This window comes from Streptomyces coryli, assembly GCF_011044975.1.
Classification (GTDB): domain Bacteria; phylum Actinomycetota; class Actinomycetes; order Streptomycetales; family Streptomycetaceae; genus Streptomyces; species Streptomyces coryli.
This window is the reverse complement of the sequence record NZ_JAAKZV010000087.1, coordinates 1-21,755: the sequence shown is the minus strand read 5'-3', so window position 1 is coordinate 21,755 and position 21,755 is coordinate 1. Positions and strand designations below refer to the sequence as shown.

Annotated in this window: 24 protein-coding genes; 18 read left to right on the top strand and 6 right to left on the bottom strand. The window is 68.8% G+C overall.

The annotated features are described in order from the left end of the window. Window positions 1-219: 219 nt before the first annotated feature. From G5C51_RS20185 to G5C51_RS20105, 17 genes are all read left to right on the top strand, one after another. Entirely contained in the window at window positions 220-1,320 is a 1,101-nt protein-coding gene (locus tag G5C51_RS20185; RefSeq protein WP_165239361.1) for an LCP family protein, read from the top strand. Window positions 1,321-1,479: 159 nt separating this feature from the next. After that, window positions 1,480-1,698: a 50S ribosomal protein L31 gene (rpmE, locus tag G5C51_RS20180; RefSeq protein ID WP_165239359.1), complete on the top strand. Its 219-nt coding sequence runs from the start codon at window positions 1,480-1,482 to the stop codon at window positions 1,696-1,698. Between the two features lie 97 nt (window positions 1,699-1,795). Next, window positions 1,796-2,875 (top strand): peptide chain release factor 1, encoded by a 1,080-nt coding sequence (gene prfA / locus G5C51_RS20175; RefSeq protein ID WP_165239357.1) that lies wholly within the window; start codon window positions 1,796-1,798, stop codon window positions 2,873-2,875. 34 nt (window positions 2,876-2,909) lie between these two features. Further along, window positions 2,910-3,758: a peptide chain release factor N(5)-glutamine methyltransferase gene (gene prmC / locus G5C51_RS20170; RefSeq protein WP_165239355.1), complete on the top strand. Its 849-nt coding sequence runs from the start codon at window positions 2,910-2,912 to the stop codon at window positions 3,756-3,758. 54 nt (window positions 3,759-3,812) lie between these two features. Next, window positions 3,813-4,460, top strand: coding sequence for an L-threonylcarbamoyladenylate synthase (locus G5C51_RS20165; RefSeq protein ID WP_165239353.1), 648 nt, complete (start codon window positions 3,813-3,815; stop codon window positions 4,458-4,460). Continuing rightward, entirely contained in the window at window positions 4,457-5,056 is a 600-nt protein-coding gene (locus G5C51_RS20160; protein ID WP_165239351.1) for an arsenate reductase/protein-tyrosine-phosphatase family protein, read from the top strand. The genes G5C51_RS20165 and G5C51_RS20160 overlap by 4 nt, the downstream gene beginning before the upstream one ends. A 106-nt stretch (window positions 5,057-5,162) precedes the next feature. Further along, complete coding sequence (locus tag G5C51_RS20155) at window positions 5,163-6,467, top strand: MraY family glycosyltransferase (RefSeq protein ID WP_165239349.1); 1,305 nt, start codon at window positions 5,163-5,165, stop codon at window positions 6,465-6,467. Between the two features lie 257 nt (window positions 6,468-6,724). Further along, window positions 6,725-7,165 (top strand): Cg1360 family ATP-synthase-associated protein, encoded by a 441-nt coding sequence (locus G5C51_RS20150; RefSeq protein ID WP_165239347.1) that lies wholly within the window; start codon window positions 6,725-6,727, stop codon window positions 7,163-7,165. Window positions 7,166-7,481: 316 nt separating this feature from the next. Next, window positions 7,482-8,192 carry a F0F1 ATP synthase subunit A gene (atpB, locus tag G5C51_RS20145; protein WP_165239377.1) on the top strand — a complete coding sequence of 237 codons (711 nt, stop codon included), beginning with the start codon at window positions 7,482-7,484 and terminating at the stop codon, window positions 8,190-8,192. Window positions 8,193-8,277: 85 nt separating this feature from the next. Beyond that, complete coding sequence (gene atpE, locus G5C51_RS20140; protein ID WP_165239345.1) at window positions 8,278-8,514, top strand: ATP synthase F0 subunit C; 237 nt, start codon at window positions 8,278-8,280, stop codon at window positions 8,512-8,514. A 41-nt stretch (window positions 8,515-8,555) separates the two neighbouring features. Next, window positions 8,556-9,128, top strand: a complete 573-nt coding sequence (locus tag G5C51_RS20135) for a F0F1 ATP synthase subunit B (protein ID WP_165239343.1) — start codon at window positions 8,556-8,558, stop codon at window positions 9,126-9,128. Continuing rightward, a complete protein-coding gene (locus tag G5C51_RS20130; RefSeq protein WP_165239341.1) occupies window positions 9,125-9,940 on the top strand; it encodes a F0F1 ATP synthase subunit delta in 816 nt (271 codons plus the stop codon). Before G5C51_RS20135 ends, G5C51_RS20130 begins: the two co-directional genes overlap by 4 nt. Before the next feature lie 109 nt (window positions 9,941-10,049). Then, on the top strand, window positions 10,050-11,621 hold the full coding sequence (atpA, locus tag G5C51_RS20125; RefSeq protein ID WP_165239339.1) for a F0F1 ATP synthase subunit alpha: 1,572 nt from the start codon (window positions 10,050-10,052) through the stop codon (window positions 11,619-11,621). Between the two features lie 2 nt (window positions 11,622-11,623). After that, window positions 11,624-12,544, top strand: a complete 921-nt coding sequence (locus tag G5C51_RS20120; RefSeq protein WP_165239337.1) for a F0F1 ATP synthase subunit gamma — start codon at window positions 11,624-11,626, stop codon at window positions 12,542-12,544. Next, window positions 12,545-13,987, top strand: a complete 1,443-nt coding sequence (atpD, locus tag G5C51_RS20115) for a F0F1 ATP synthase subunit beta (protein ID WP_165239335.1) — start codon at window positions 12,545-12,547, stop codon at window positions 13,985-13,987. A 102-nt stretch (window positions 13,988-14,089) separates the two neighbouring features. Continuing rightward, the gene (locus tag G5C51_RS20110) at window positions 14,090-14,473 is read left to right on the top strand and encodes a F0F1 ATP synthase subunit epsilon (RefSeq protein WP_165239333.1); all 384 of its coding nucleotides are present in this window, start codon (window positions 14,090-14,092) and stop codon (window positions 14,471-14,473) included. A gap of 121 nt (window positions 14,474-14,594) precedes the next feature. Next, entirely contained in the window at window positions 14,595-15,053 is a 459-nt protein-coding gene (locus tag G5C51_RS20105; RefSeq protein ID WP_165239331.1) for a DUF2550 domain-containing protein, read from the top strand. A gap of 16 nt (window positions 15,054-15,069) precedes the next feature. On the opposite strand, the gene G5C51_RS20100 is transcribed toward G5C51_RS20105, so the two are convergent. The 4 genes from G5C51_RS20100 to G5C51_RS20085 form a co-directional block, all read right to left on the bottom strand. Next, window positions 15,070-16,893, bottom strand: a complete 1,824-nt coding sequence (locus tag G5C51_RS20100) for a glycoside hydrolase family 18 chitinase (protein WP_165239329.1) — start codon at window positions 16,891-16,893, stop codon at window positions 15,070-15,072. A 167-nt stretch (window positions 16,894-17,060) separates the two neighbouring features. After that, complete coding sequence (locus G5C51_RS20095) at window positions 17,061-18,296, bottom strand: glycoside hydrolase family 18 protein (RefSeq protein ID WP_206314083.1); 1,236 nt, start codon at window positions 18,294-18,296, stop codon at window positions 17,061-17,063. 151 nt (window positions 18,297-18,447) lie between these two features. Beyond that, a complete protein-coding gene (locus tag G5C51_RS20090) occupies window positions 18,448-19,089 on the bottom strand; it encodes a response regulator (RefSeq protein WP_165239373.1) in 642 nt (213 codons plus the stop codon). 34 nt (window positions 19,090-19,123) lie between these two features. Beyond that, on the bottom strand, window positions 19,124-20,314 hold the full coding sequence (locus G5C51_RS20085; RefSeq protein ID WP_338118228.1) for a sensor histidine kinase: 1,191 nt from the start codon (window positions 20,312-20,314) through the stop codon (window positions 19,124-19,126). A gap of 153 nt (window positions 20,315-20,467) precedes the next feature. Here G5C51_RS20085 and G5C51_RS20080 point away from each other — a divergent pair, with 153 nt between their 5' ends. After that, window positions 20,468-21,037 carry a hypothetical protein gene (locus tag G5C51_RS20080; RefSeq protein WP_165239327.1) on the top strand — a complete coding sequence of 190 codons (570 nt, stop codon included), beginning with the start codon at window positions 20,468-20,470 and terminating at the stop codon, window positions 21,035-21,037. 19 nt (window positions 21,038-21,056) lie between these two features. On the opposite strand, the gene G5C51_RS20075 is transcribed toward G5C51_RS20080, so the two are convergent. Beyond that, window positions 21,057-21,629 carry a cob(I)yrinic acid a,c-diamide adenosyltransferase gene (locus G5C51_RS20075; protein ID WP_165239325.1) on the bottom strand — a complete coding sequence of 191 codons (573 nt, stop codon included), beginning with the start codon at window positions 21,627-21,629 and terminating at the stop codon, window positions 21,057-21,059. 13 nt (window positions 21,630-21,642) lie between these two features. Continuing rightward, window positions 21,643-21,755, bottom strand: a 113-nt coding sequence (locus G5C51_RS20070) for a CGNR zinc finger domain-containing protein (RefSeq protein ID WP_206314085.1), incomplete at its 5' end; no start/stop codon positions are given.

Here is a 21,755-nt window from a genome sequence, read left to right as displayed (position 1 = left end):
AGCCACGGAGGCCCCCGTCACCGCGCGTGACGGGGGCCTCCGGCGTTCACGGAATTCTCATGGGAGGGTCTAAACGCCTGGTCAAAGGCCCTTTCCAGGGGTGCGGAAGGTCCCTTACAGACCGCTGGACTTTGCCTCTACGAACAACCGTGTGTCACTCTTTCGGGTAACCCCTGTGTCCGTTCATGTCGGACAAATGCCCGAGGAGCCAAAGCCACGATGACGGACCACCGCAAGCCCCGCGCGCCGCGCAGTACCCGGCGCAAGGCCGTCCTGATATCGGCCTGGGTGCTCACCGTGGCGGTTCTGCTCGGCGGCGCGACCTTCGGTTACGTCTACTTCAAGCTGAACGGCAACCTCTCCAGCGTCGACGTCGACGCCAAGCTCGGCACCAACCGACCGGACGACGCCGACAACGGCTCGATGGACATCCTCGTCCTCGGCTCCGACTCCCGCTCCGGCGACAACCGCAAGCTGGGCGGCGGCAACCAGGAGTCCGGCGCCCGCTCGGACACCGCGATGGTGGTGCACCTCTACGAGGACCGTAAGAAGGCGAGCATCGTCTCCATACCGCGGGACACGATGGTCAGCCGGCCGGCGTGCAAGCAGGAGAACGGCACCACGGCCCCGGCCGCGCAGCGGGTGATGTTCAATTCCGCGTACACCACCGGCGGCCCGGCCTGCTCCATCAAGACGGTCGAGCAGATGTCGGGGATGCGTATCGACCACTTCGTCGAGGTCGACTTCTCCGGGTTCAAGGACCTCATCGACCAGCTCGGCGGCGTCGAGGTGACGACGAAGAAGGCGATCCACGACAAGGACAGCCACCTCGACCTCAAGGCCGGCACCCACCGGCTGAACGGCGAGCAGTCCCTCGGCCTGGTCCGCACCCGGCACGGCGTCGGCGACGGCAGCGACCTCGGCCGGATACAGCTGCAGCACACCTTCATCAAGGCGCTGCTCGACCAGGTCAAGAGCGTCGGCGTGCTGTCGAACCCGACGAAGCTCTACCGCCTCGCGGACACCGCGACCAGCTCGATCACCACGGACAACGACCTGGCCTCGGTCTCGGACCTGACCGACCTGGCCAAGAGCGTCAAGGGCATCAGTTCCAAGGACATGCAGATGGTGACCCTCCCGGTCACCTACGACACGTCCGACGGCAACCGCGTCATCCCGCTGGAATCCCAGGCCAACCAGGTCTGGGCAGCCCTCAAGGCCGACCAGCCGATCCCGAAGTCCGCCCTGAAGGGCTCCGCGGGCGACAAGACGAAGGACGCCAGGGACGCCGCCGAGGCCCCCTCCGATCAGCCCCGCTGACCTGCGCAAACACCCCTCGGCAGACCCCGGGGAATATCCGCCCCCCGAACCTCGTTTTGGAGCGTGGCGGACCAGATGGCAAACTGGACCGTCGGCCCCGGTTCACGTGACGCATCCCGCTGATCGACCCGGTGCCCTCCCGATCATTAGGAGCATCCCTTGAAGCGCGACATCCACCCGGAGTACGTCGAGACCCAGGTCAGCTGCACCTGTGGCGCCTCGTTCACCACCCGGAGCACTGTGCAGTCCGGCAGCATCCGTGCCGACATCTGCTCCGAGTGCCACCCGTTCTACACCGGCAAGCAGAAGATCCTCGACACCGGTGGCCGCGTGGCCCGCTTCGAGGCCCGCTTCGGCAAGAAGGCCGCCGCGAAGTAGCGACTTTCCAGGCGCCGGCTCAGCCCGCCCGTTTCCGGGCAGGCGAGTCGGCGCCTTTGTCGGTCCCATCACTGCTGGCACTTGACTGGAGCCCACGATGTTCGAGGCTGTCGAGGATCTGACCGCCGAGCACGCCGACCTCGAGACGCGGCTTGCCGACCCCTCGGTGCACGCCGACCAGCGCGAGGCCATGCGCCTGAACAAGCGCTACGCCGAGCTCACCCCGATCATCACCACGTACCGCTCCTGGAAGCAGACCGGCGACGACATCGAGGCCGCCAAGGAGTTCGCCGCCGAGGACCCGGACTTCGCCGCCGAGGTCAAGGAGCTCGAGGAGCAGCGCGAGCAGCTCACCGAGAAGCTGCGGCTGCTGCTCGTCCCGCGCGACCCCAGCGACGACAAGGACGTGATCCTCGAGGTCAAGGCGGGCGCGGGCGGCGACGAGTCGGCCATCTTCGCCGGCGACCTGCTGCGGATGTATCTGCGGTACGCCGAGCGGGTCGGCTGGAAGACCGAGATCATCGACGCCACCGAGTCCGACATGGGCGGCTACAAGGACGTCCAGGTCGCGGTGAAGACCAAGGGCGGCCAGGGCGCCACCGAGCCGGGACAGGGCGTCTGGGCGCGGATGAAGTACGAGGGCGGCGTGCACCGCGTGCAGCGCGTCCCGGCGACCGAGTCCCAGGGCCGTATCCACACCTCCGCGGCCGGCGTGCTGGTCACGCCCGAGGCCGAGGAGATCGACGTCGAGATCAACGCGAACGATCTGCGCATCGACGTCTACCGCTCGTCGGGCCCCGGCGGCCAGTCCGTGAACACCACCGACTCCGCCGTCCGCATCACGCACCTGCCCACCGGTGTGGTCGCCTCCTGCCAGAACGAGAAGAGCCAGCTGCAGAACAAGGAGCAGGCGATGCGTATTCTTCGCTCCAGGCTCCTCGCCGCGGCGCAGGAGGAGGCGGAGAAGGAGGCCGCCGACGCCCGCCGCAGCCAGGTACGCACGGTGGACCGCTCGGAGAAGATCCGTACCTACAACTTCCCGGAGAACCGGATCTCGGATCACCGGGTCGGCTTCAAGGCGTACAACCTCGACCAGGTCCTGGACGGGGACCTGGACGCGGTGATCCAGGCCTGCGTGGACGCGGACTCCGCGGCCAAGCTCGCGGCGGCCCAGTAACAACGGCACAGCACGTAACGGAGGACGACGGACAGTGCGAAGCATCCTGCTCGCTGAGGTGGCGCAGGCCACCCAGCGGCTGGCCGACGCGGGGGTGCCCTCCCCGCGCCACGACGCCGAGGAGCTCGCCGCCTTCGTCCACGGCGTCAAGCGCGGCCAGCTGCACACCGTCGCCGACGAGGACTTCGACGCCCGCTACTGGGAGGCGATCGCCCGCCGCGAGGCGCGCGAGCCGCTGCAGCACATCACCGGCCTCGCCTACTTCCGCTATCTGGAGCTGAAGGTCGGCCCCGGCGTCTTCACCCCCCGGCCCGAGACCGAGTCCGTGGTCGAGTGGGCCATAGGGGCGGTACGGGCCATGGACGTCGTCGAGCCGCTGATCGTCGACCTGTGCTCGGGGTCCGGCGCCATCGCGCTAGCCATGGCGCAGGAGGTGCCGCGGGCCCGGGTGCACGCCGTGGAGCTCGACGAGGGCGCGCTGGTGTGGACCCGTAAGAACGTCGAGGGCTCCCGGGTGCGGCTGCACGCGGGCGACGCGCTGACCGCGCTGCCCGAGCTGAACGGCCAGGTCGACCTGGTGATCAGCAATCCGCCGTACATCCCGCTCACCGAGTGGGAGTATGTCGCTCCCGAGGCCCGCGACCACGACCCCGAGCTGGCGCTCTTCTCCGGCCAGGACGGCCTGGACACCATCCGCGGCATCGAGCGCACCGCGCACCGGCTGCTGCGCCACGGGGGAGTGGTGGTCGTCGAGCACGCCGACACCCAGGGCGGCCAGGTGCCCTGGATCTTCACCGAGGAACGCGGCTGGGCCGACGCCGCCGACCATCCGGACCTGAACAACCGGCCGAGATTCGCGACCGCGCGCCGCGTCTCGCGCTGAACCGCAGACCCAGCAACTGACCGAAAAGCACGAAGGACCGCAAAGGAGGCAGTCATGGCTCGGCGCTACGACTGCAGCGACGCGACCGACCGCAAGACCGGCCTGCGTGAAGCGGCGTCCGCCGTCCGCCGGGGCGAGCTCGTCGTCCTTCCCACCGACACCGTGTACGGCATCGGCGCGGACGCGTTCAGCGGGGAGGCCGTCGCCGACCTGCTGGACGCCAAGGGCCGCGGGCGCAACATGCCCACGCCCGTCCTCGTCGGCTCCCCGAACACCCTGCACGGGCTGATCACCGACATGTCCGAGGACGCCTGGGAGCTGATCGACGCCTTCTGGCCGGGCGCGCTCACGATCGTCGCCAAGCACCAGCCGTCGCTCACCTGGGATCTCGGCGACACCCGCGGCACGGTCGCGGTGCGGATGCCGCTGCACCCGGTGGCGATCGAACTGCTCAAGGACGTCGGGCCGATGGGCGTCTCCAGCGCCAATCTCACCGGCCACCCGGCCCCGCAGGACTGCGACGCCGCGCAGGACATGCTCGGCGACGCGGTCTCGGTCTACCTCGACGGCGGGCCGACGCCGGCCGCCGTGCCGTCGTCCATCGTGGACGTCACCGGCAAGACGCCGAAGCTGCTGCGTGCCGGAGCCGTGACCGAGGAACAGCTGCGCGAGGTCGTGTCCGACCTCGAGGTCGCCAATTGACTTTCCGGATCCTGCACGTCTCCACGGGCAACGTCTGCCGCTCACCGATCACCGAGCGGCTGACCCGGCATGCCCTGACGGAACGTCTCGGCACCGCCGCCGACGGCATCCTGGTGGAGAGCGCCGGCACCTGGGGCCACGAGGGCGCGGTCATGGAGGCGCACGCCGCCACCGTGCTGCGCGAGCTGGGCGCCGAGCCCGACGGCTTCCTCGGCCGCGAGCTGCACGACGAGCACGTCATCCGCGCCGACCTGGTGCTCACCGCGACCCGCGACCACCGGGCGCAGGTGATCTCGATGGGGCACTCGGCGGGCCTGCGCACCTTCACGCTCAAGGAATTCGCCCGGCTGGTACGGGCGATAGACGCCGCGACGCTGCCCGGCCCTGCGGAGGGGGCCGTGGAGCGGGCGCGGGCGCTGGTCCGGGCGGCGGCGGCGCTGCGCGGCTGGCTGGTGGCGCCGAACCCCGCGGCGGACGAGGTCTATGACCCGTACGGTGCGCCGGTGACGTACTTCCGCTCGATCGGGGATGAGATCAGTCAAGCGCTTGACCCGGTTGTGACCGCTTTGACAGGCGTTCCTGCCCGTATGTCGTAGCTATGCTGCAACCACCAAGCACTTCCCGGCAGTCTTCCTCCACAGCTGGGTTTAGGGTGTGGGGCTGTGCTTGATGTGACCAGCCGAATGGAGCTTGGGGCCGCCAGTGCGTGAATATCTGCTGACGCTGTGCATCGCGGCCGCGGTCACCTATCTGCTGACCGGGCCGGTGCGGAAGTTCGCGATCATGGCCGGTGCCATGCCCGAGATCCGCGACCGCGACGTGCACCTGGAGCCGACCCCGCGGCTCGGCGGCATCGCGATGTTCGGCGGCCTGTGCGCCGCCCTGCTGGTCGCGTCCCACCTCGAAGCCTTTGAGCTGGTCTTCAAGCTCCAGGAGCCACGCGCGCTGCTCTCCGGCGCCGCCCTGATCTGGATCGTCGGCGTGCTCGACGACAAGTGGGGCGTGGACGCGCTGCTGAAGCTGGGCGCGCAGATGATCGCGGCCGCGGTGATGGTGATCCAGGGTCTGACGATCCTGTGGATCCCGATCCCGGGCGTCGGCATGGTCGTCCTCACGCCGATGCAGGGCACGCTGCTGACCGTCGCCCTGGTGGTCATCTCCATCAACGCCGTCAACTTCGTGGACGGCCTCGACGGCCTCGCCGCCGGCATGGTCGCCATCGCCTCGGCGGCGTTCTTCCTGTACGCGTACCGGATCTGGTACGGCTACGGCATCGAGGCCGCCGCCCCCGCCGCGCTCTTCGCGTCGATCCTGGTCGGCATGTGCCTGGGCTTCCTGCCGCACAACATGCACCGCGCCAGAATCTTCATGGGCGACTCGGGCTCGATGCTGCTCGGCCTGATCCTCGCCGCCGGCGCCATCTCCATTACGGGCCAGGTGGACCCGGACGCGCTGCAGCTGTTCACCGACCACAGCGAGAAGAAGGCCGTGCTCTCCACGGTGCCGGTCTTCATCCCGCTGGTGCTGCCGCTGACGATCCTCGCCATCCCGATGCTCGACCTGGCCCTCGCCGTGCTGCGGCGGACCTGGAACGGCAAGTCGCCGTTCGCCGCCGACCGCGGCCATCTGCACCACCGGCTGCTGGAGATGGGCCACTCCTACATGCGCGCCGTGCTGCTCATGTACTTCTGGTCGGCGCTGGTGGCCTTCGGCATGGTGGCGTACTCGGTGCAGTCCACCAGCCTGTGGATCGTGGTCGGCATCCTCGGGCTGAGCGCCATCGGGCTGGTCCTGCTCCTGCTGCCGCGCTTCCGGCCGAACGTGCCGGCCTGGGCGGAGAAGGCCGTCCCGCCCCGGTACCGCCCCAGCCGCCGCCGGAAGGCGGCCGAGGGCGCCGGGGAGACCGCGGAGGAAACCGGTGAGGAGCCGCGCGAACTGGTGCCCGCGGGCATCAGTGGGGCCACCGCGATCGGGGACCGGTCCCGGTACCGCAAGCTGGACCAGTGACCGCATAGCAGACATTCGCCCGCTCGCGCAGGCAAGACGCGGCTTTTACTCCTGTTGTGTGACCGGAGCCACACCTTGTGGGTAAAGAGTGCATCAAAGAGTTTGTGATACCGTTCACGAGAACCCGGTGCTGAGCCGAAGGACCGTAGTGCGGCGGTTCTCTGGCGCGAGGAACAGTGGTCATTGGCCCCCTCGCCCCGGGGATACGCTCGTCAACGTCGACTAGTCGCTCCCGACTCCCCGCCGGAGAAACCCATATGCAGGTGAACGGCGCCCGGATCCTTAAGGGCGCCGCGATCCCGACCGCCTTGGCCGGCATCGCCGCAGTGGTCATCAGTGCCCTGCTGGCGGGCGCCAAGGGTGGCATCGGGGCGGGCGCCGCGACCGTCGTCGTGCTGATCTTCTTCGCCGTTGGGCTGCTGGCCCTGCAGCACTACTCGCGCAAGTTCCCCGCCCTCTTCATGGGCATCGCGATGATCACGTACACGACCCAGCTGCTGCTGCTCGCGATCGTGCTTGCCGTGTTCAAGAACACAGATCTCTTCAACACCAAGGCATTTGGCCTTACGGTTCTCGCAACCGCGCTGGTCTGGATCATCGCCATGGGCCGGGCCCACATGAAGCTCAAGATGCTCTACGTGGAGCCGGGTTCCGGAGACCAGGAGAGCAAGGACAAGCAGCCCGGAGCGCACGGATGAGACCTGCTGTGCTCACCCGAAAGCCGGACTGCTATCGTCCCCATGCGCTGGCGGGACCAACGTCCCTCGGACCTGCGGCCAGATTCGTTTCTGCGCCCCCCGCCGAGCGCGTCCTGACGAAGCAGAATTCCGTGCCGTCCCGCGGCCTCGTGCCGCGCCGACACCTTGAGGAAGCCGTACCCATGCGTCACACCGAAGGAGCCTGCCGGTGAGTGCTGCTGACCAGATGCTCGCCCTCGACACCTCCTGCAAGATCTTTGTCGACGGCGGCTGCGGCTTCCAGTCCCCGGGACTGCATTCCTTCATCTTCAAGCCGATGTTCACCGTCGGCGGCCTCGAGTTCAACAAGCCGATGCTGCTGGCGCTGCTGACGACGCTCGTGCTCTGCGTCTTCTTCTGGAAGGCCTTCGCCAACCCGAAGGTGGTGCCGGGCAAGCTGCAGATGGTCGCCGAGTCGGGCTACGACTTCGTCCGCCGCGGCATCGTCTACGAGACGATCGGCAAGAAGGAGGGCGAGAAGTACGTACCGTTCCTCGTCGCCCTCTTCTTCTTCATCTGGCTGATGAACATCTGGTCGATCATCCCGCTCGCCCAGTTCCCGGTGACCTCGATCATCGCCTTCCCGGCCGGTCTCGCGATCATGGTCTACGTGACCTGGATGTCGCTGACCTTCAAGCGGCACGGCTTCGTCGGCGGCCTGAAGAACCTCACCGGGTACCAGAAGGGCCTCGGCGCCGTCCTGCCGCTGGTCATGCTCATCGAGTTCTTCTCGAACGTGCTGGTGCGGCCCTTCACCCACGCGGTGCGACTCTTCGCGAACATGTTCGCCGGCCACCTGCTGATCGTCATGTTCACCATCGCCACCTGGTTCTTCATGAACGGGATGGGATGGCTGTACACCCCCGTCGCGTTCGTCATGGTCTGCGTGATGATCGCCTTCGAGCTCTTCATCCAGGCCGTCCAGGCGTACGTCTTCGTGACGCTCTCGGCCAGTTACATCTCCGGTGCGCTTGAGGAAGCGCACTGAGGACGTACTGAGAAAACCGGCACAACCCCCACGATCGTCCGGTGGCCAACCCCCACCGGTTCGCAATAGAGAAGGAAGAACAGCAATGGCTGCGACTGAGACCCTTGCCGCCGTTTCCGGCTCGCTCGGCTCCATCGGCTACGGCCTCGCCGCGATCGGCCCCGGCATCGGCATCGGCTACATCTTCGGTAACGGCGTTCAGGCCATGGCCCGCCAGCCCGAGGCGACCGGCCTGATCCGCCAGAACATGATTCTGGGCTTCGCCTTCTGTGAGGCGCTCGCCCTGATCGGCATCGTCATGCCGTTCGTGTTCGGTCAGTGATCAAGACTTACTGACAGACCTTTTCGACGAAAGGCACCGACGTGAATCTCCTGCAGATCGCGGCTGAGGGTGGTCACTCCGAGGAGCAGAACCCTCTCCTTCCGCCGATGCCGGAACTCGTCATCGGCCTGATCGCCTTCCTCATCGTCTTCGGCCTGCTGGCCAAGATGCTTCTCCCGCGCATCAACAAGGTGCTCGAGGAGCGGCATGCGGCCATCGAAGGCGGCATGGAGAAGGCCGAGGCGGCCCAGATCGAGGCCGAGAGCGTCCTTCAGCAGTACAAGGACCAGCTCGCCGAGGCTCAGCGCGAGGCCAACCGGCTGCGCGAGGAGGCCCGGGAGCAGGGCGTCGCGCTCATCCAGGAGATGCGCGCCGAGGGCCAGCGCCAGCGCGAAGAGATCATCGCCGCCGGGCACTCGCAGATCGAGGCCGACCGCAAGGCCGCCTCGCTCTCGCTGCGCCAGGACGTCGGCAAGATCGCCACCGACCTGGCAGGCAAGCTCGTGGGCGAGTCCCTCGAGGACTCCGCCCGCCAGAGCCGCGTCATCGACCGGTTCCTGGACGAGCTGGAGTCCAAGGCTCCGGCTGACGCCGAGGCGGGTGCGACCCGATGAACGGAGCGAGCCGCGAGGCCCAGGCAGCCGCGCGCGAGCAGCTCGACGCGCTGACGGACAACACGTCCGTCGACGCCAAGAAGCTCGCCGATGAGCTGGCCGCCGTCACCGCGCTGCTCGACCGCGAGGTGTCGCTGCGCCGCGCCCTGACCGACCCGGCCCAGCCGGGTGAGGCCAAGGCGGACCTGGTCACCCGCGTGCTGGGCAGCCAGGTCGGCGGGGAGACCCTCGACCTGGTCGCCGGCATGGTGCGCTCCCGCTGGTCCGCATCCCGCGACCTGGTGGACGTGCTGGAGGACCTGGCCGCTGCGGCCGACCTCACCGCCGCGCAGCGCGACGGACAGCTGGACGAGGTCGAGGACGAGCTGTTCCGGTTCGGCCGGATCGTCTCCGACAACCGGCAGCTGCGCTCCGCGCTCACCGACCGGTCGGGTACGAAGCAGGCCAAGACCGAGCTGCTGCACACCCTGCTGGGGGGCCGGGCCAACCCGGTCACCGAGCGGCTGGTGGACCGCCTTGTGGGCGCGCCCCGGGGACGTAGCCTGGAGGCAGGGCTCGAGGCCCTGTCCAAGCTCGCCGCCGAGCGTCGCGACCGCATGGTCGCCGTGGTGGTCACCGCGGTGCCGCTGAGCGACCAGCAGAAGCAGCGCCTCGGCGCCGCGCTGGCCGGCCTCTACGGCCGCCAGATGCACCTGAACCTCGACGTGGACCCCGCGGTCCTCGGCGGGATCACGGTGCGGGTGGGCGACGAGGTGATCAGCGGCTCGATCGCCGAGCGCCTGGACGAGGCGTCGCGGCGGCTGGCCGGCTGACGGACACCACGGCAGCCACCACAAACCAACTCAAGAAGCATTCTTAGCGGCCCGAGTTGGGCCGTACAGATAAGACTTACGGGCCCAACAAGGAGAGCAGGGAACCCAGATGGCGGAGCTCACGATCCGGCCGGAGGAGATCCGGGACGCGCTGGAGAGCTATGTCCAGTCGTACAAGCCGGACGCGGCCTCGCGCGAAGAGGTCGGCACGGTATCGCAGGCCATGGACGGCATTGCCAAGATCGAGGGCCTGCCCTCGGCCATGGCGAACGAGCTGCTGAAGTTCGAGGACGGGACCCTCGGTCTCGCCCTGAACCTGGAGGACCGCGAGATCGGTGCGGTCGTCCTGGGTGAGTTCAGCGGCATCGAGGAGGGCCAGCCGGTGCACCGCACCGGTGAGGTGCTCTCCGTGCCGGTCGGTGACGGCTACCTGGGCCGGGTCGTCGACCCCCTGGGCAACGCGATCGACGGTCTCGGCGAGGTCGCGACCGAGGGCCGCCGCGCCCTCGAGCTGCAGGCCCCCACGGTCATGGACCGCAAGTCGGTGCACGAGCCGATGGAGACGGGCTACAAGGCCGTCGACACCATGACGCCGATCGGCCGCGGCCAGCGCCAGCTGATCATCGGCGACCGCCAGACGGGCAAGACCGCCCTGGCAGTCGACACGATCATCAACCAGAAGGAGAACTGGCGCTCCGGCGACCCGAACAAGCAGGTTCGGTGCATTTACGTCGCCGTGGGCCAGAAGGGCTCCACCATCGCGTCCGTGCGCGGCGCGCTGGAGGAGGCCGGTGCGCTGGAGTACACGACCATCGTCGCCGCCCCGGCGTCCGACCCGGCCGGCTTCAAGTACCTGGCGCCGTACACCGGCTCGGCCATCGGCCAGCACTGGATGTACCAGGGCAAGCACGTCCTGATCATCTTCGACGACCTCTCCAAGCAGGCCGACGCCTACCGCGCCGTGTCCCTGCTGCTGCGCCGCCCGCCGGGCCGTGAGGCCTACCCGGGTGACGTCTTCTACCTGCACTCCCGCCTGCTGGAGCGCTGCGCCAAGCTCTCCGACGACATGGGCGCCGGGTCGATGACCGGTCTCCCGATCGTCGAGACCAAGGCGAACGACGTGTCGGCGTTCATTCCGACCAACGTCATCTCCATCACCGACGGCCAGTGCTTCCTGGAGTCCGACCTGTTCAACGCCGGCCAGCGGCCCGCGCTGAACGTCGGTATCTCGGTCTCCCGTGTCGGTGGCTCGGCCCAGCACAAGGCCGTCCGCCAGATCACCGGTTCGCTCCGCGTGAACCTCGCCCAGTACCGCGAGCTCGAGGCGTTCGCCGCCTTCGGCTCCGACCTGGACGACGCCTCGAAGGCGGCCCTGAACCGGGGTCAGCGCATGGTCGAGCTGCTGAAGCAGCCGCAGTACGCGCCGTTCCCCACCGAGGACACGGTCGTCTCCGTCTGGTCCGGCACCAACGGCAAGATGGACAACGTCCCGGTCGCGGACATCCGCCGCTTCGAGCGCGAGCTGCTCGACTACATGCACCGTGAGAAGAAGGACCTGATGAACACGATCGTCGAGGGCGGCAAGATGCCCGACGAGACCGTGCAGGCCCTCAGCGACGCGGTGGACGCCTTCAAGCGGCAGTTCGAGACCTCGGACGGCAAGCTCCTGGGCGAGGGCTGAGCATGGGTGCTCAGGTCAGGGTCTACAAGCGGCGGATCCGTTCCGTCACTGCGACCAAGAAGATCACGAAGGCGATGGAGATGATCGCCGCCTCGCGCGTCGTCAAGGCGCAGCGCCAGGTGGCCGCCTCCACGCCGTACGCCGACGAGCTCACCCGCGCGGTGACCGCGGTGGCGTCGGGGTCGGACGTCCAGCACCCGATCACCACTGAGGTCGAGAACCCGACCCGCGCCGCGGTCCTGCTCATCACGAGCGACCGCGGCCTGGCCGGCGGCTACAACTCCAACGCCATCAAGGCCGCGGAGAAGCTGACCGCGCGGCTTCAGGGTGAGGGCAAGGGAGTCGCCAGCTACGTGGTGGGCCGCAAGGGCATCTCGTACTACGGCTTCCGCAACCAGCCGATCGCGGAGTCCTTCTCGGGCTTCACGGACAACCCGACCTACGCGGACGCCAAGGCGGTGGCCGCGCCGATCATCGAGGCTCTCGAGCTGGAGACCTCGGAGGGCGGGGTGGACGAGATCCACATCGTCTACACCGAGTTCGTCTCGATGATGACGCAGAACCCGGTGCAGAAGCGGCTGCTGCCGCTCTCCCTCGACGACGACTCCTCCACCGAGGACGAAGCGCCGAAGGAGGTGCCGCCGCTCTACGACTTCGAGCCGTCGTCGGAGGGCGTCCTCGACGCCCTGCTGCCGCGGTACGTCGAGAGCCGTATCTACAACGCGCTGCTCCAGTCCGCCGCCTCCAAGCACGCCGCCACGCGGCGCGCGATGAAGTCGGCGACGGACAACGCGGACGACCTCATCAAGTCGCTGACGCGGCTCGCCAACGCGGCCCGCCAGGCCGACATCACCCAGGAAATCAGCGAGATCGTCGGTGGCGCGAATGCCCTGGCCGACGCTAACGCGGGGAGTGAACGCTAAATGACCACCACTGTTGAGACGGCCACGGCGACGGGCCGCGTCGCGCGGGTCATCGGCCCGGTCGTCGACGTGGAGTTCCCCGTCGACGCGATGCCGGACATCTACAACGCGCTGACCGTTCAGGTCATCGACCCGACCGAGGCCGGCAAGACCAAGACCCTCACGCTCGAGGTCGCGCAGCACCTCGGCGAGGGCATGGTCCGCGCCATCGCCCTGGAGCCCACCGACGGCCTGGTCCGCCAGGCCCCGGTGACCGACACCGGCAACGGCATCACCGTGCCGGTCGGCGACGTCACCAAGGGCCGGGTGTTCAACACCCTCGGCAAGATCCTGAACGAGCCGGAGGCCGAGTCCGAGGTCACCGAGCGCTGGCCGATCCACCGCAAGGCCCCGGCCTTCGACCAGCTCGAGTCCAAGACCGAGATGTTCGAGACCGGCCTGAAGGTCGTCGACCTTCTCACCCCGTACGTCAAGGGTGGAAAGATCGGCCTCTTCGGTGGCGCGGGTGTGGGCAAGACCGTCCTCATCCAGGAAATGATCATGCGTGTGGCGAAGCTGCACGAGGGCGTTTCCGTGTTCGCCGGCGTCGGCGAGCGCACCCGTGAGGGCAACGACCTCATCGAGGAAATGGCCGAGTCGGGCGTGCTCCCGCAGACCGCGCTGGTCTTCGGCCAGATGGACGAGCCGCCGGGCACGCGTCTCCGCGTCGCGCTGGCCGGCCTGACCATGGCCGAGTACTTCCGCGACGTCCAGAAGCAGGACGTGCTGTTCTTCATCGACAACATCTTCCGCTTCACCCAGGCCGGCTCCGAGGTCTCCACCCTGCTGGGCCGCATGCCCTCCGCGGTGGGCTACCAGCCGAACCTGGCGGACGAGATGGGCATCCTGCAGGAGCGCATCACCTCGACCCGCGGTCACTCGATTACGTCGATGCAGGCCATTTACGTCCCCGCGGACGACCTGACCGACCCGGCGCCGGCGACCACCTTCGCGCACCTCGACGCGACGACGGTGCTCTCCCGCCCGATTTCCGAGAAGGGCATCTACCCGGCGGTGGACCCGCTGGACTCGACGTCCCGCATCCTGGACCCGCGGTACATCTCGGAGGACCACTACGCGTGCGCCTCGCGCGTGAAGTCGATCCTGCAGAAGTACAAGGACCTCCAGGACATCATCGCGATTCTCGGTATCGACGAGCTGTCCGAGGAGGACAAGCTCACGGTGTCGCGGGCCCGTCGGATCGAGCGCTTCCTGTCGCAGAACACCCACGCGGCGAAGCAGTTCACCGGCCTCGACGGCTCCGACGTTCCGCTGGACGAGTCCATCGCCGCGTTCAACGCGATCGCCGACGGTGACTACGACCACTTCCCGGAGCAGGCGTTCTTCATGTGCGGTGGCCTGGAGGACCTGAAGGCCAAGGCCAAGGAGCTCGGCGTCAGCTGAGCCCCGGTGTGGACGAGGGCGGGAGCCCGTAAAAAACCGAGCCTCCCGCCCTCGCCTCACAAACCCGCTATTCTGACGAGAAATCCCAGTTGAGGAGCCATCGTGGCTGAGCTGCACGTCGAGTTGGTCGCCGCCGACCGCAAGGTCTGGTCCGGCGAGGCCTCTCGCGTCCTCGCGCGCACGACGTCCGGAGACATCGGCATCATGGCCGGTCACCAGCCGCTGCTGGGCGTGCTGGAATCCGGCCCGGTGACGATCCGTACGACGGGCGAAACCGGTGAGGGCACGGTCGTGGCCGCCGTGCACGGCGGCTTCATCTCCTTCGCGGACAACAAGCTCTCGCTGCTCGCCGAGGTCGCGGAGCTGTCCGACGAGGTGGATGTCGACCGCGCCGAGCGGGACCTGGAGCGGGCCAAGTCGGACGACGACGAAGTCGCCCAGAAGCGCGCCGAGGTACGGCTCGCCGCCGCCGCGGCCGCGAAGTAAGGTTCGCGAGACTTACATGGTCCTCAGCCGCGGATCGCACCGGAGCAATCCGGCGCGGTCCGCGGCTGAGGCGCTATATGGCAGAAGTACGTACGCTCGAGAGGCGAGGAGGCGGTAGGGAATGTTCCTCGCTTTGCTGGTGGCCGGAATCGTGGTGGCCGTAGCGCTGCTGGGCCTCTTCCTGTTCGGCCTGCGCCGCCGCCTGATCCAGCGGCCCGGCGGCACCTTCGACTGCAGCATGCGCTGGGGAGTGCCGGAGGACACGGACGACGCCGCGGAGCTGGCCGGAAAAGGCTGGGTCTACGGCGTCGCGCGCTACAGCGGCGATTCCATCGAATGGTTCCGGGTCTTCAGTTACGCCCCGCGCCCGCGCCGCGTGCTGGCCCGGGAGGCCATCGAGGTCCTCGAACGCAGAGCCCCGCTGGGCGAGGAGGAGCTGGCCCTCCTCTCCGACGCATGGGTCCTCGCCTGCCGCCACCGCGGCACCCGCCTGGAACTGGCGATGAGCGAGGACGCCCTGACCGGCTTCCTGGCCTGGCTCGAGGCCGCGCCGCCCGGCCAGCGTGTGAACGTGGCCTGACGACGCGGCCCGCGGCTCAGCCGAGGCCGGTGTTGATGGCGGAGACGAGTTCGCCGTTCGTCGTGTCGCCGCTGAATTCCCAGAAGAAGGCGCCGCCGAGGCCCTGGTCCTTGGCGTACGTCATCTTGCCGCCGATGGTGGCCGGGGTGTCGTACGACCACCACTGGCTGCCGCAGTGGGCGTAGGCGGTTCCGGCGATCGTGCCGGTGGCCGGGCAGCGGCCCTTGAGCACCTTGTAGTCCTCGATGCCCTGCTCGTATGTGCCGGGGGCCGGGCCACTCGCCGAGCCGCCGGGCGCGGCCTGGGTGACGCCGGTCCAGCCGCGGCCGTAGAAGCCGATGCCGAGCAGCAGCTTGCTCGCCGGGACCCCCTTGCCCTTGAGTTTCTGGATCGCCGCGTCGCTGTTGAAGCCCTGCTGCGGGATGCCGTCGTAACTGCGCAGCGGGGAGTGCGGGGCGGTGGGTCCGTCGGCGTCCCAGGCGCCGAAGAAGTCGTACGTCATGACGTTGTACCAGTCGGCGTACTGGGCCGCGCCGCCGTAATCAGCGGCGTCGATCTTCCCGCCGGACGAGCCGTCGGCGGTGATCGCGGCGGTGACCAGCTTGCTGCCGAACTTGGCGCGGAAGGCCTGCATCATGTTCTTCATGACGGCGGGTCCGCTCGTATCGCAGCTGAGCCCGCAGGCGTTCGGATACTCCCAGTCCAGGTCGATGCCGTCGAAGACGCCGGCCCAGCGGGAGTCGTTGACCAGGTCGTAGCAGGACTGGGCGAAGGCCGCCGGGTTCTGCATGGCCTGGCCGAAGCCGCCGGACCAGGTCCAGCCGCCGAAGGACCAGAGGATCTTGATGTGCGGGTACTTGGCCTTCAGCTTCTTCAGCTGGTTGAAGTTACCGCGCAGCGGCTGGTCCCACGTGTCGGCGACGCCGTCGACGGACTGGTCGGCGGTGTAGGCCTTGTCGATGTCGGCGTACGAGTCGCCCATCGTGCAGCGCCCGTTCTGGACGTTGCCGAAGGCGTAGTTGATGTGCGTGATCTTGGCCGCCGAGCCAGAGGTGTCCAGGTTCTTGACGTGGTAGTTGCGGCCGTAGACGCCCCAGTTGGTGAAGTAGCCCAGCTTCACCTTGCCGCCGGGCCCGGGACCGCCGCCGCCCCCGGTCGTCTTCACCTCGCGCGCGCCGCTGGCCGGGCCGACCTGGTCGGCCGTGTCGCGCGCCTTCACGGTGTAGCTGTAGGTGGTGCCCGCCGTCAGGTTCCTGTCGGTGAACGATGTGCCGGTGGCGGTCCCCACCGTCGTGCCGTTGCGGAGCACGTCGTAGTTCTTGATGCCCTTGTCGTCGGTGGCCGCGGTCCAGCTGAGCGCGACCGTGGTGTCGGTGATGGTGCCCGCGGTCGGGGTGCCGGGTGCCGACGGGGGTGCGTCGCCCGGGGTGCCGCCCTCGCAGGAGGCGCCGTTCACCGTGCAGTTGGAGGGGCTTCCGGAGCCGGTGCCGTTGAAGCCGAAGCTCACCGAGGCGCCGGGCGCGATGGTGCCGTTGTATCCCTTGTTCTTGGCGGTCCACGTGGTGCCGGCGCTGGTGACATCCGCGTCCCAGGCGGAGGTCACCGAGGTGCCGGAGGGGAAGGACCAGGTCAGCGTCCAGCTGCTGATGCTCGTGGTCCCGGTGTTCTTGATGGTCCACTTGCCCTCGAAGCCGCTGCCCCAGTCCTGGGTCTTCTGGTACGTGGCGGTGGCGCTCGCGGCCTGTGCGGGGGTGGCCAGCGCGACCAGGGTCGCGAAGGGGAGGGCGAGGACGGCGAGGAGCGTGGTGGCCCGTCTCAGTAATCGTCTTCGATATGTCATGGCATTCTCCCTCGAACGTGGTCATGACAGGACAGCTCGCGTTCCGGGAGAGTATTGGTACGTACCAATACCGTCAACAGGTCTGGACCAAAAATGCCGGAAGCCCGGCACGACGGGGGCGACTCCGCCGTGCCGGGCCCTTCCTGTGGGGGGCTTTTCCGGTGCTGCTACCCGAGGCCGCTGTTCACCGCGGCGGCCAGCTCGCCATTGGCCGTATCACCGCTGAACTCCCAGAAGAACGCGCCGCCCAGGCCCTGCTGCTTCGCCCAGCCCATCTTCCCGGCGATGGTCTCCGGGGTGTCGTACGACCACCACTGGCTGCCGCAGTGGGCGTAGGCGGTGCCGGCGATCGTGCCGGTGGCGGGGCAGCGGCCCTTGAGCTCCTTGTAGTCGTCGATGCCCTGCTCGTACTTGCCCGGCGCGGGTCCGGTGGCCGTGCCGCCCGGGGCGGCCTGGCTGACGCCGGTCCAGCCGCGCCCGTAGAAGCCGACGCCCAGCAGCAGCTTCTCCGCCGGGATGCCCTTGCCCTTGAGCTTGGCGATCGCCGCCTCGCTGCTGAAGCCGGCCTTCGGGATGCCGTCGTACGAGGTGAGCGGCGAGTGCGGGGCCGTTGGACCCTGGGCGTCCCAGGCGCCGAAGAAGTCGTACGTCATCACGTTGTACCAGTCGGCGTACTGGGCCGCGCCCGCGTAGTCCGCCGCGTCGATCTTGCCGCCGTCGGAGGCGTCCGCGGTGATCGCGGCCGTCACCAGCTCGCTGCCGAACTTGGCGCGGAAGGCCTGCATCACGTTCTTGAAGGCGGCGGGTCCGCTCGTATCGCAGCTGAGGCCGCAGGCGTTCGGGTACTCCCAGTCGAGGTCGATCCCGTCGAAGACGCCTTCCCAGCGCGGGTCGTGCACCAGGTCGTAACAGGACTGGGCGAAGCCGGCCGGGTCCTGGGCGGCCTGGCCGAAGCCGCCGGACCAGGTCCAGCCGCCGAAGGACCAGAGGATCTTGATGTGCGGGTACTTGGCCTTCAGCTTCTTCAGCTGGTTGAAGTTGCCGCGCAGCGGCTGGTCCCACGTGTCGGCGACGCCGTCCACCGACTGGTCGGCGGTGTAGGCCTTTTCGATGTCGGCGTACGAGTCGCCGAGTGCGCACTTGCCGCCGGTGACGTTGCCGAAGGCGTAGTTGATGTGCGTTATCTTCTCCGCCGAGCCGGAGGTGACCAGGTCTTTGACGTGGTAATTGCGCTGGTAGACGCCCCATTCGGTGAAGTAGCCCAGCTTGACGCCGCCGACGGCTTGGGTGTCGGCGTTGGCCTGGTCGGCGGGCCTGGCCTGGGAGGACGGTGCGGCGAGCAGCACCGCCAGGGGGAGCAGGAGCAGCGCCAGCAGGGCGCGGATGACGCGGGGGGATCTCAAGGGGACTCCTCGAGCTAGGTCCGGATGGTGGGGGATTTCGGGACCTGCGTCGCCCGGTGTGTCATGCACACCGCAGTAGGGGGCAGCGTAGAAAGGTCTGCACCAATACGTCAATAGGTCTGGACCACAGAAGGCGTACTCAGTGGCGTATTCAGTGCAGTCCGAGCTCCTGCGCCAGCACGGCCGCCTGCACCCGGCTCTTCAGCTCCAACTTGCCGAGGAGGCGGCTGACATGGGTCTTCACGGTGGCCTCCGCCATGTCGAGGCGGGTGGCGATATCGGCGTTGGAGAGCCCTTCGCCGAGGCAGCCGAGGACCTCGCGCTCGCGCGGGGTGAGCTCCTCGAGCCCGGGCGGCGCCGGCGGCCGCGCGGGCTTCCCCGAGGCGAACTCGGCGATGAGGCGGCGAGTGACGGCGGGCGCGATGAGGCCGTCGCCGCGGGCCACGGTGCGTACCGCCTCGACCAGCGCCTGTGCCTCGGTGTCCTTGAGGAGGAATCCGGCCGCGCCTGCGCGTAGCGCGCCGAAGACGTACTCATCGAGGTCGAAGGTGGTCAGCACGAGCACGTCGGCGAGGCCTTCGCCGGTGATCTCGCGGGTCGCCGCCACGCCGTCGAGCTTCGGCATCTGGACGTCCATCAGCACCAGATCGGGCCGCAACTCCCGCGCCAGCCGCACCGCTTCCTCCCCGTCCGCGGCTTCGCCGACGACCTCGATGCCTTCCGCATTGCGCAGGATGAGCACGATCCCGGCCCGTACGGCGGACTGGTCCTCGGCGACGAGTACGCGGGTCATGGGTGCGCGGGTCATGGATGACACCTCCGAAGTCTCAACTGCCTTGCTCCGCGCCCCCGGGCAGCTCGGCCCGTACGATCCAGCGATCTCCCTCGGGACCCGCCGAGAACGTACCGCCCAGCAGCGCGCATCGCTCCTCCATGCCGATCAGCCCGGCGCCGGAGCCCGGGGCGCGGGGGCCGTCCCGTTCGCCCAGCGGGCTGGTGACCGTCACCGTGAGCGGATCCGTGCCCGCCACGTCGACGGCGACCTCGCCGGGGCCTGCGTGCTTGAGCGCGTTGGTGAGGGACTCCTGCACGATCCGGTACGCGGCGAGCTCCACCGGCGCGGCGGGGCTCGCGTCCGCGGCGCGCTCGTCGGTGAGGGTGAAGTGCAGTCCGCTGGCTGTCCCGTTGGTGCGGGCCTGCTCGATGAGTGCGGGCAGCCCTTGCAGGGTGGGGGCCGCGGACGGTGCGGCGGCGTCGTCGCCGCCCGCCTCGCGGAGCAGTCCGATGAGGCGGCGCATCTCGGACAGGCCCTGCACGCTGTTCTCGCGGATCACGCCGAGGGCGTCCTTGGAGGCTGCCGGGTCGTTCAGGGAGAGCGCCGCCGAGGAGTGGATGGCGATGGCGGAGAGGTGGTTCGCCACCATGTCGTGCAGCTCGCGGGCCATCCGCGCGCGCTCGGCGGTGACCGCCTCGCGGCGGTCCATCTCCGCCAGCAGCGTGGTCTGTTCGGCGCGCAGCCGCTCGGCGTCGGCGCGTTCGCGGTGGGCGCGCAGGATCTGGCCGGTCCAGGCCGGGGTGAGGGTGACGGCGCCGACGACCGCGCCGACCAGCAGCGCTTCCGGGCGGCGGAAGGCGGCGAGGGTGCCGATGGTGGCCCCGATGATGAGCAGCCAGCTGCCGATCATCACGAACCGGCCCAGCCGCCGCGACCCGTACAGCACCGACGCGTAGACGACGTCGGTGAACATCACCACCGTCGCCAGCAGCGACCCGAGCAGGACGTCCGCGGCGAGTGCAGGGACGGCGATGACGAGCGCCCAGGGCTGCCCGATCCGCCGCAGCAGCTCGGCGACGCCCATGGCGGCGAGCGGAATCAGCAGCAGCGCGCCGCTTTCCCGTCCGCCGTGCACGTTGTTGTAGAGCCCGAGCGCCACGGAGAGCACGCCGGCGGCCATGCCGAGCGTCGCGATGACGACGTCATCGCGGTGCGGGCGGGGGCGGGCTGCTGCGCTGGTCACCCCACCATCAAACACGCTGCCCGGGCCCGGGACCTCCGCCCACGCGGCAGGGTCGCGTACATCGAAGGATGCAGTCCCGGATCCTCACCGCCGACGACGAAAAGCCGCAGGTCACGGGCGAATCTGGAAGGGACGACTTGAGAGGAGCGTCCCGTGATCGTCACCATGATCATCATCTGCGAGATCGGCTTCTGGGTGCTGCTCGCCGCCGGGCTCGGCCTGCGCTACCTGGCGAAGAAGCCGCGCGCGGGCGCCGCCGTGCTGCTCATGGAGCCGCTGCTGGAGCTGACGCTCCTCGTGGTGACCGTGATCGACCTGAAGAACGGCGCCGAGCCCGACTGGAAGCACGGCCTCGCCGCGCTCTACATCGGCTACACCGTCGCCCACGGCCACGCCACCGTGAAGTGGCTCGACGGCCTCTTCGCCCACCGCTTCGCCGGCGGCCCGAAGCCGCGGAAGAAGTACGGCAAGGAGCAGGCGATCCACGAGTGGAAGACCTGGCTGCGCTCGGTCGGCGGCGCGGCGGTGGCGCTGGGACTGCTGCAGCTCGCGATCTGGTACGTGGACGACCCGGCGCGCACCGGCTCGCTGGAGTCCTGGCAGGGCACCACGCTGCGGATGCTGGGCATCCACGGGATCATCGCGGCCACGTACACGATCTGGCCGCGCAAGGCGCCTGCCTCGGAGCCCGCGGCACCGGAGCGGGAGCGGGTCGGAAGCTAGCGGCCCTGCACCCGGAAGGTCATCGCTCGCCGCCCGGCACCCAGAGCACGTCGCCGACGTCCTTGTTGGCCGTACGGGCGAGGATGAACAGCAGGTCCGAGAGCCGGTTGAGGTAGTTGGCGGCGAGCGGGTTCATCGTCTCGCCGTGCACCTCCATCGCCGCCCAGGTGGCACGCTCCGCGCGCCGGACCACGGTGCAGGCCTGGTGCAGCAGGGCGGCGCCCGGGGTGCCGCCCGGGAGGATGAAGCTGCGCAGCTTCGCCAGCTGCTCGAGGAAGCGGTCGCAGTCCGCCTCGAGCTTGTCGATGTAGAACTGCTCGACCCGCAGCGGCGGATACTTCGGGTCCTCGACGACGGGTGTCGACAGGTCGGCACCGACGTCGAAGAGATCGTTCTGGACCCGCACGAGCACGGCGACGACCTCGTCGTCCAGCCCGCCGAGGGCGATGGCGCTGCCGATGACGGCATTGGCCTCATTGGCGTCCGCGTACGCCTCGATCCGCAGATCCGTCTTGGGCACCCGGCTCATGTCGCCGAGCGCGGTGGTGCCCTTGTCTCCGGTACGGGTGTAGATCCGCGTGAGGTTGACCATGGGCTCAGCCTAGTCAGGCGCGCCGCTCCGGGCTGCCGTCCGCCTTGTGACGCTCGTAATAGCGCGCGACGCGGGCGCGATTGCCGCAGCGGGTGGCGGAGCACCAGCGGCGGCGGGGGTGGGAGG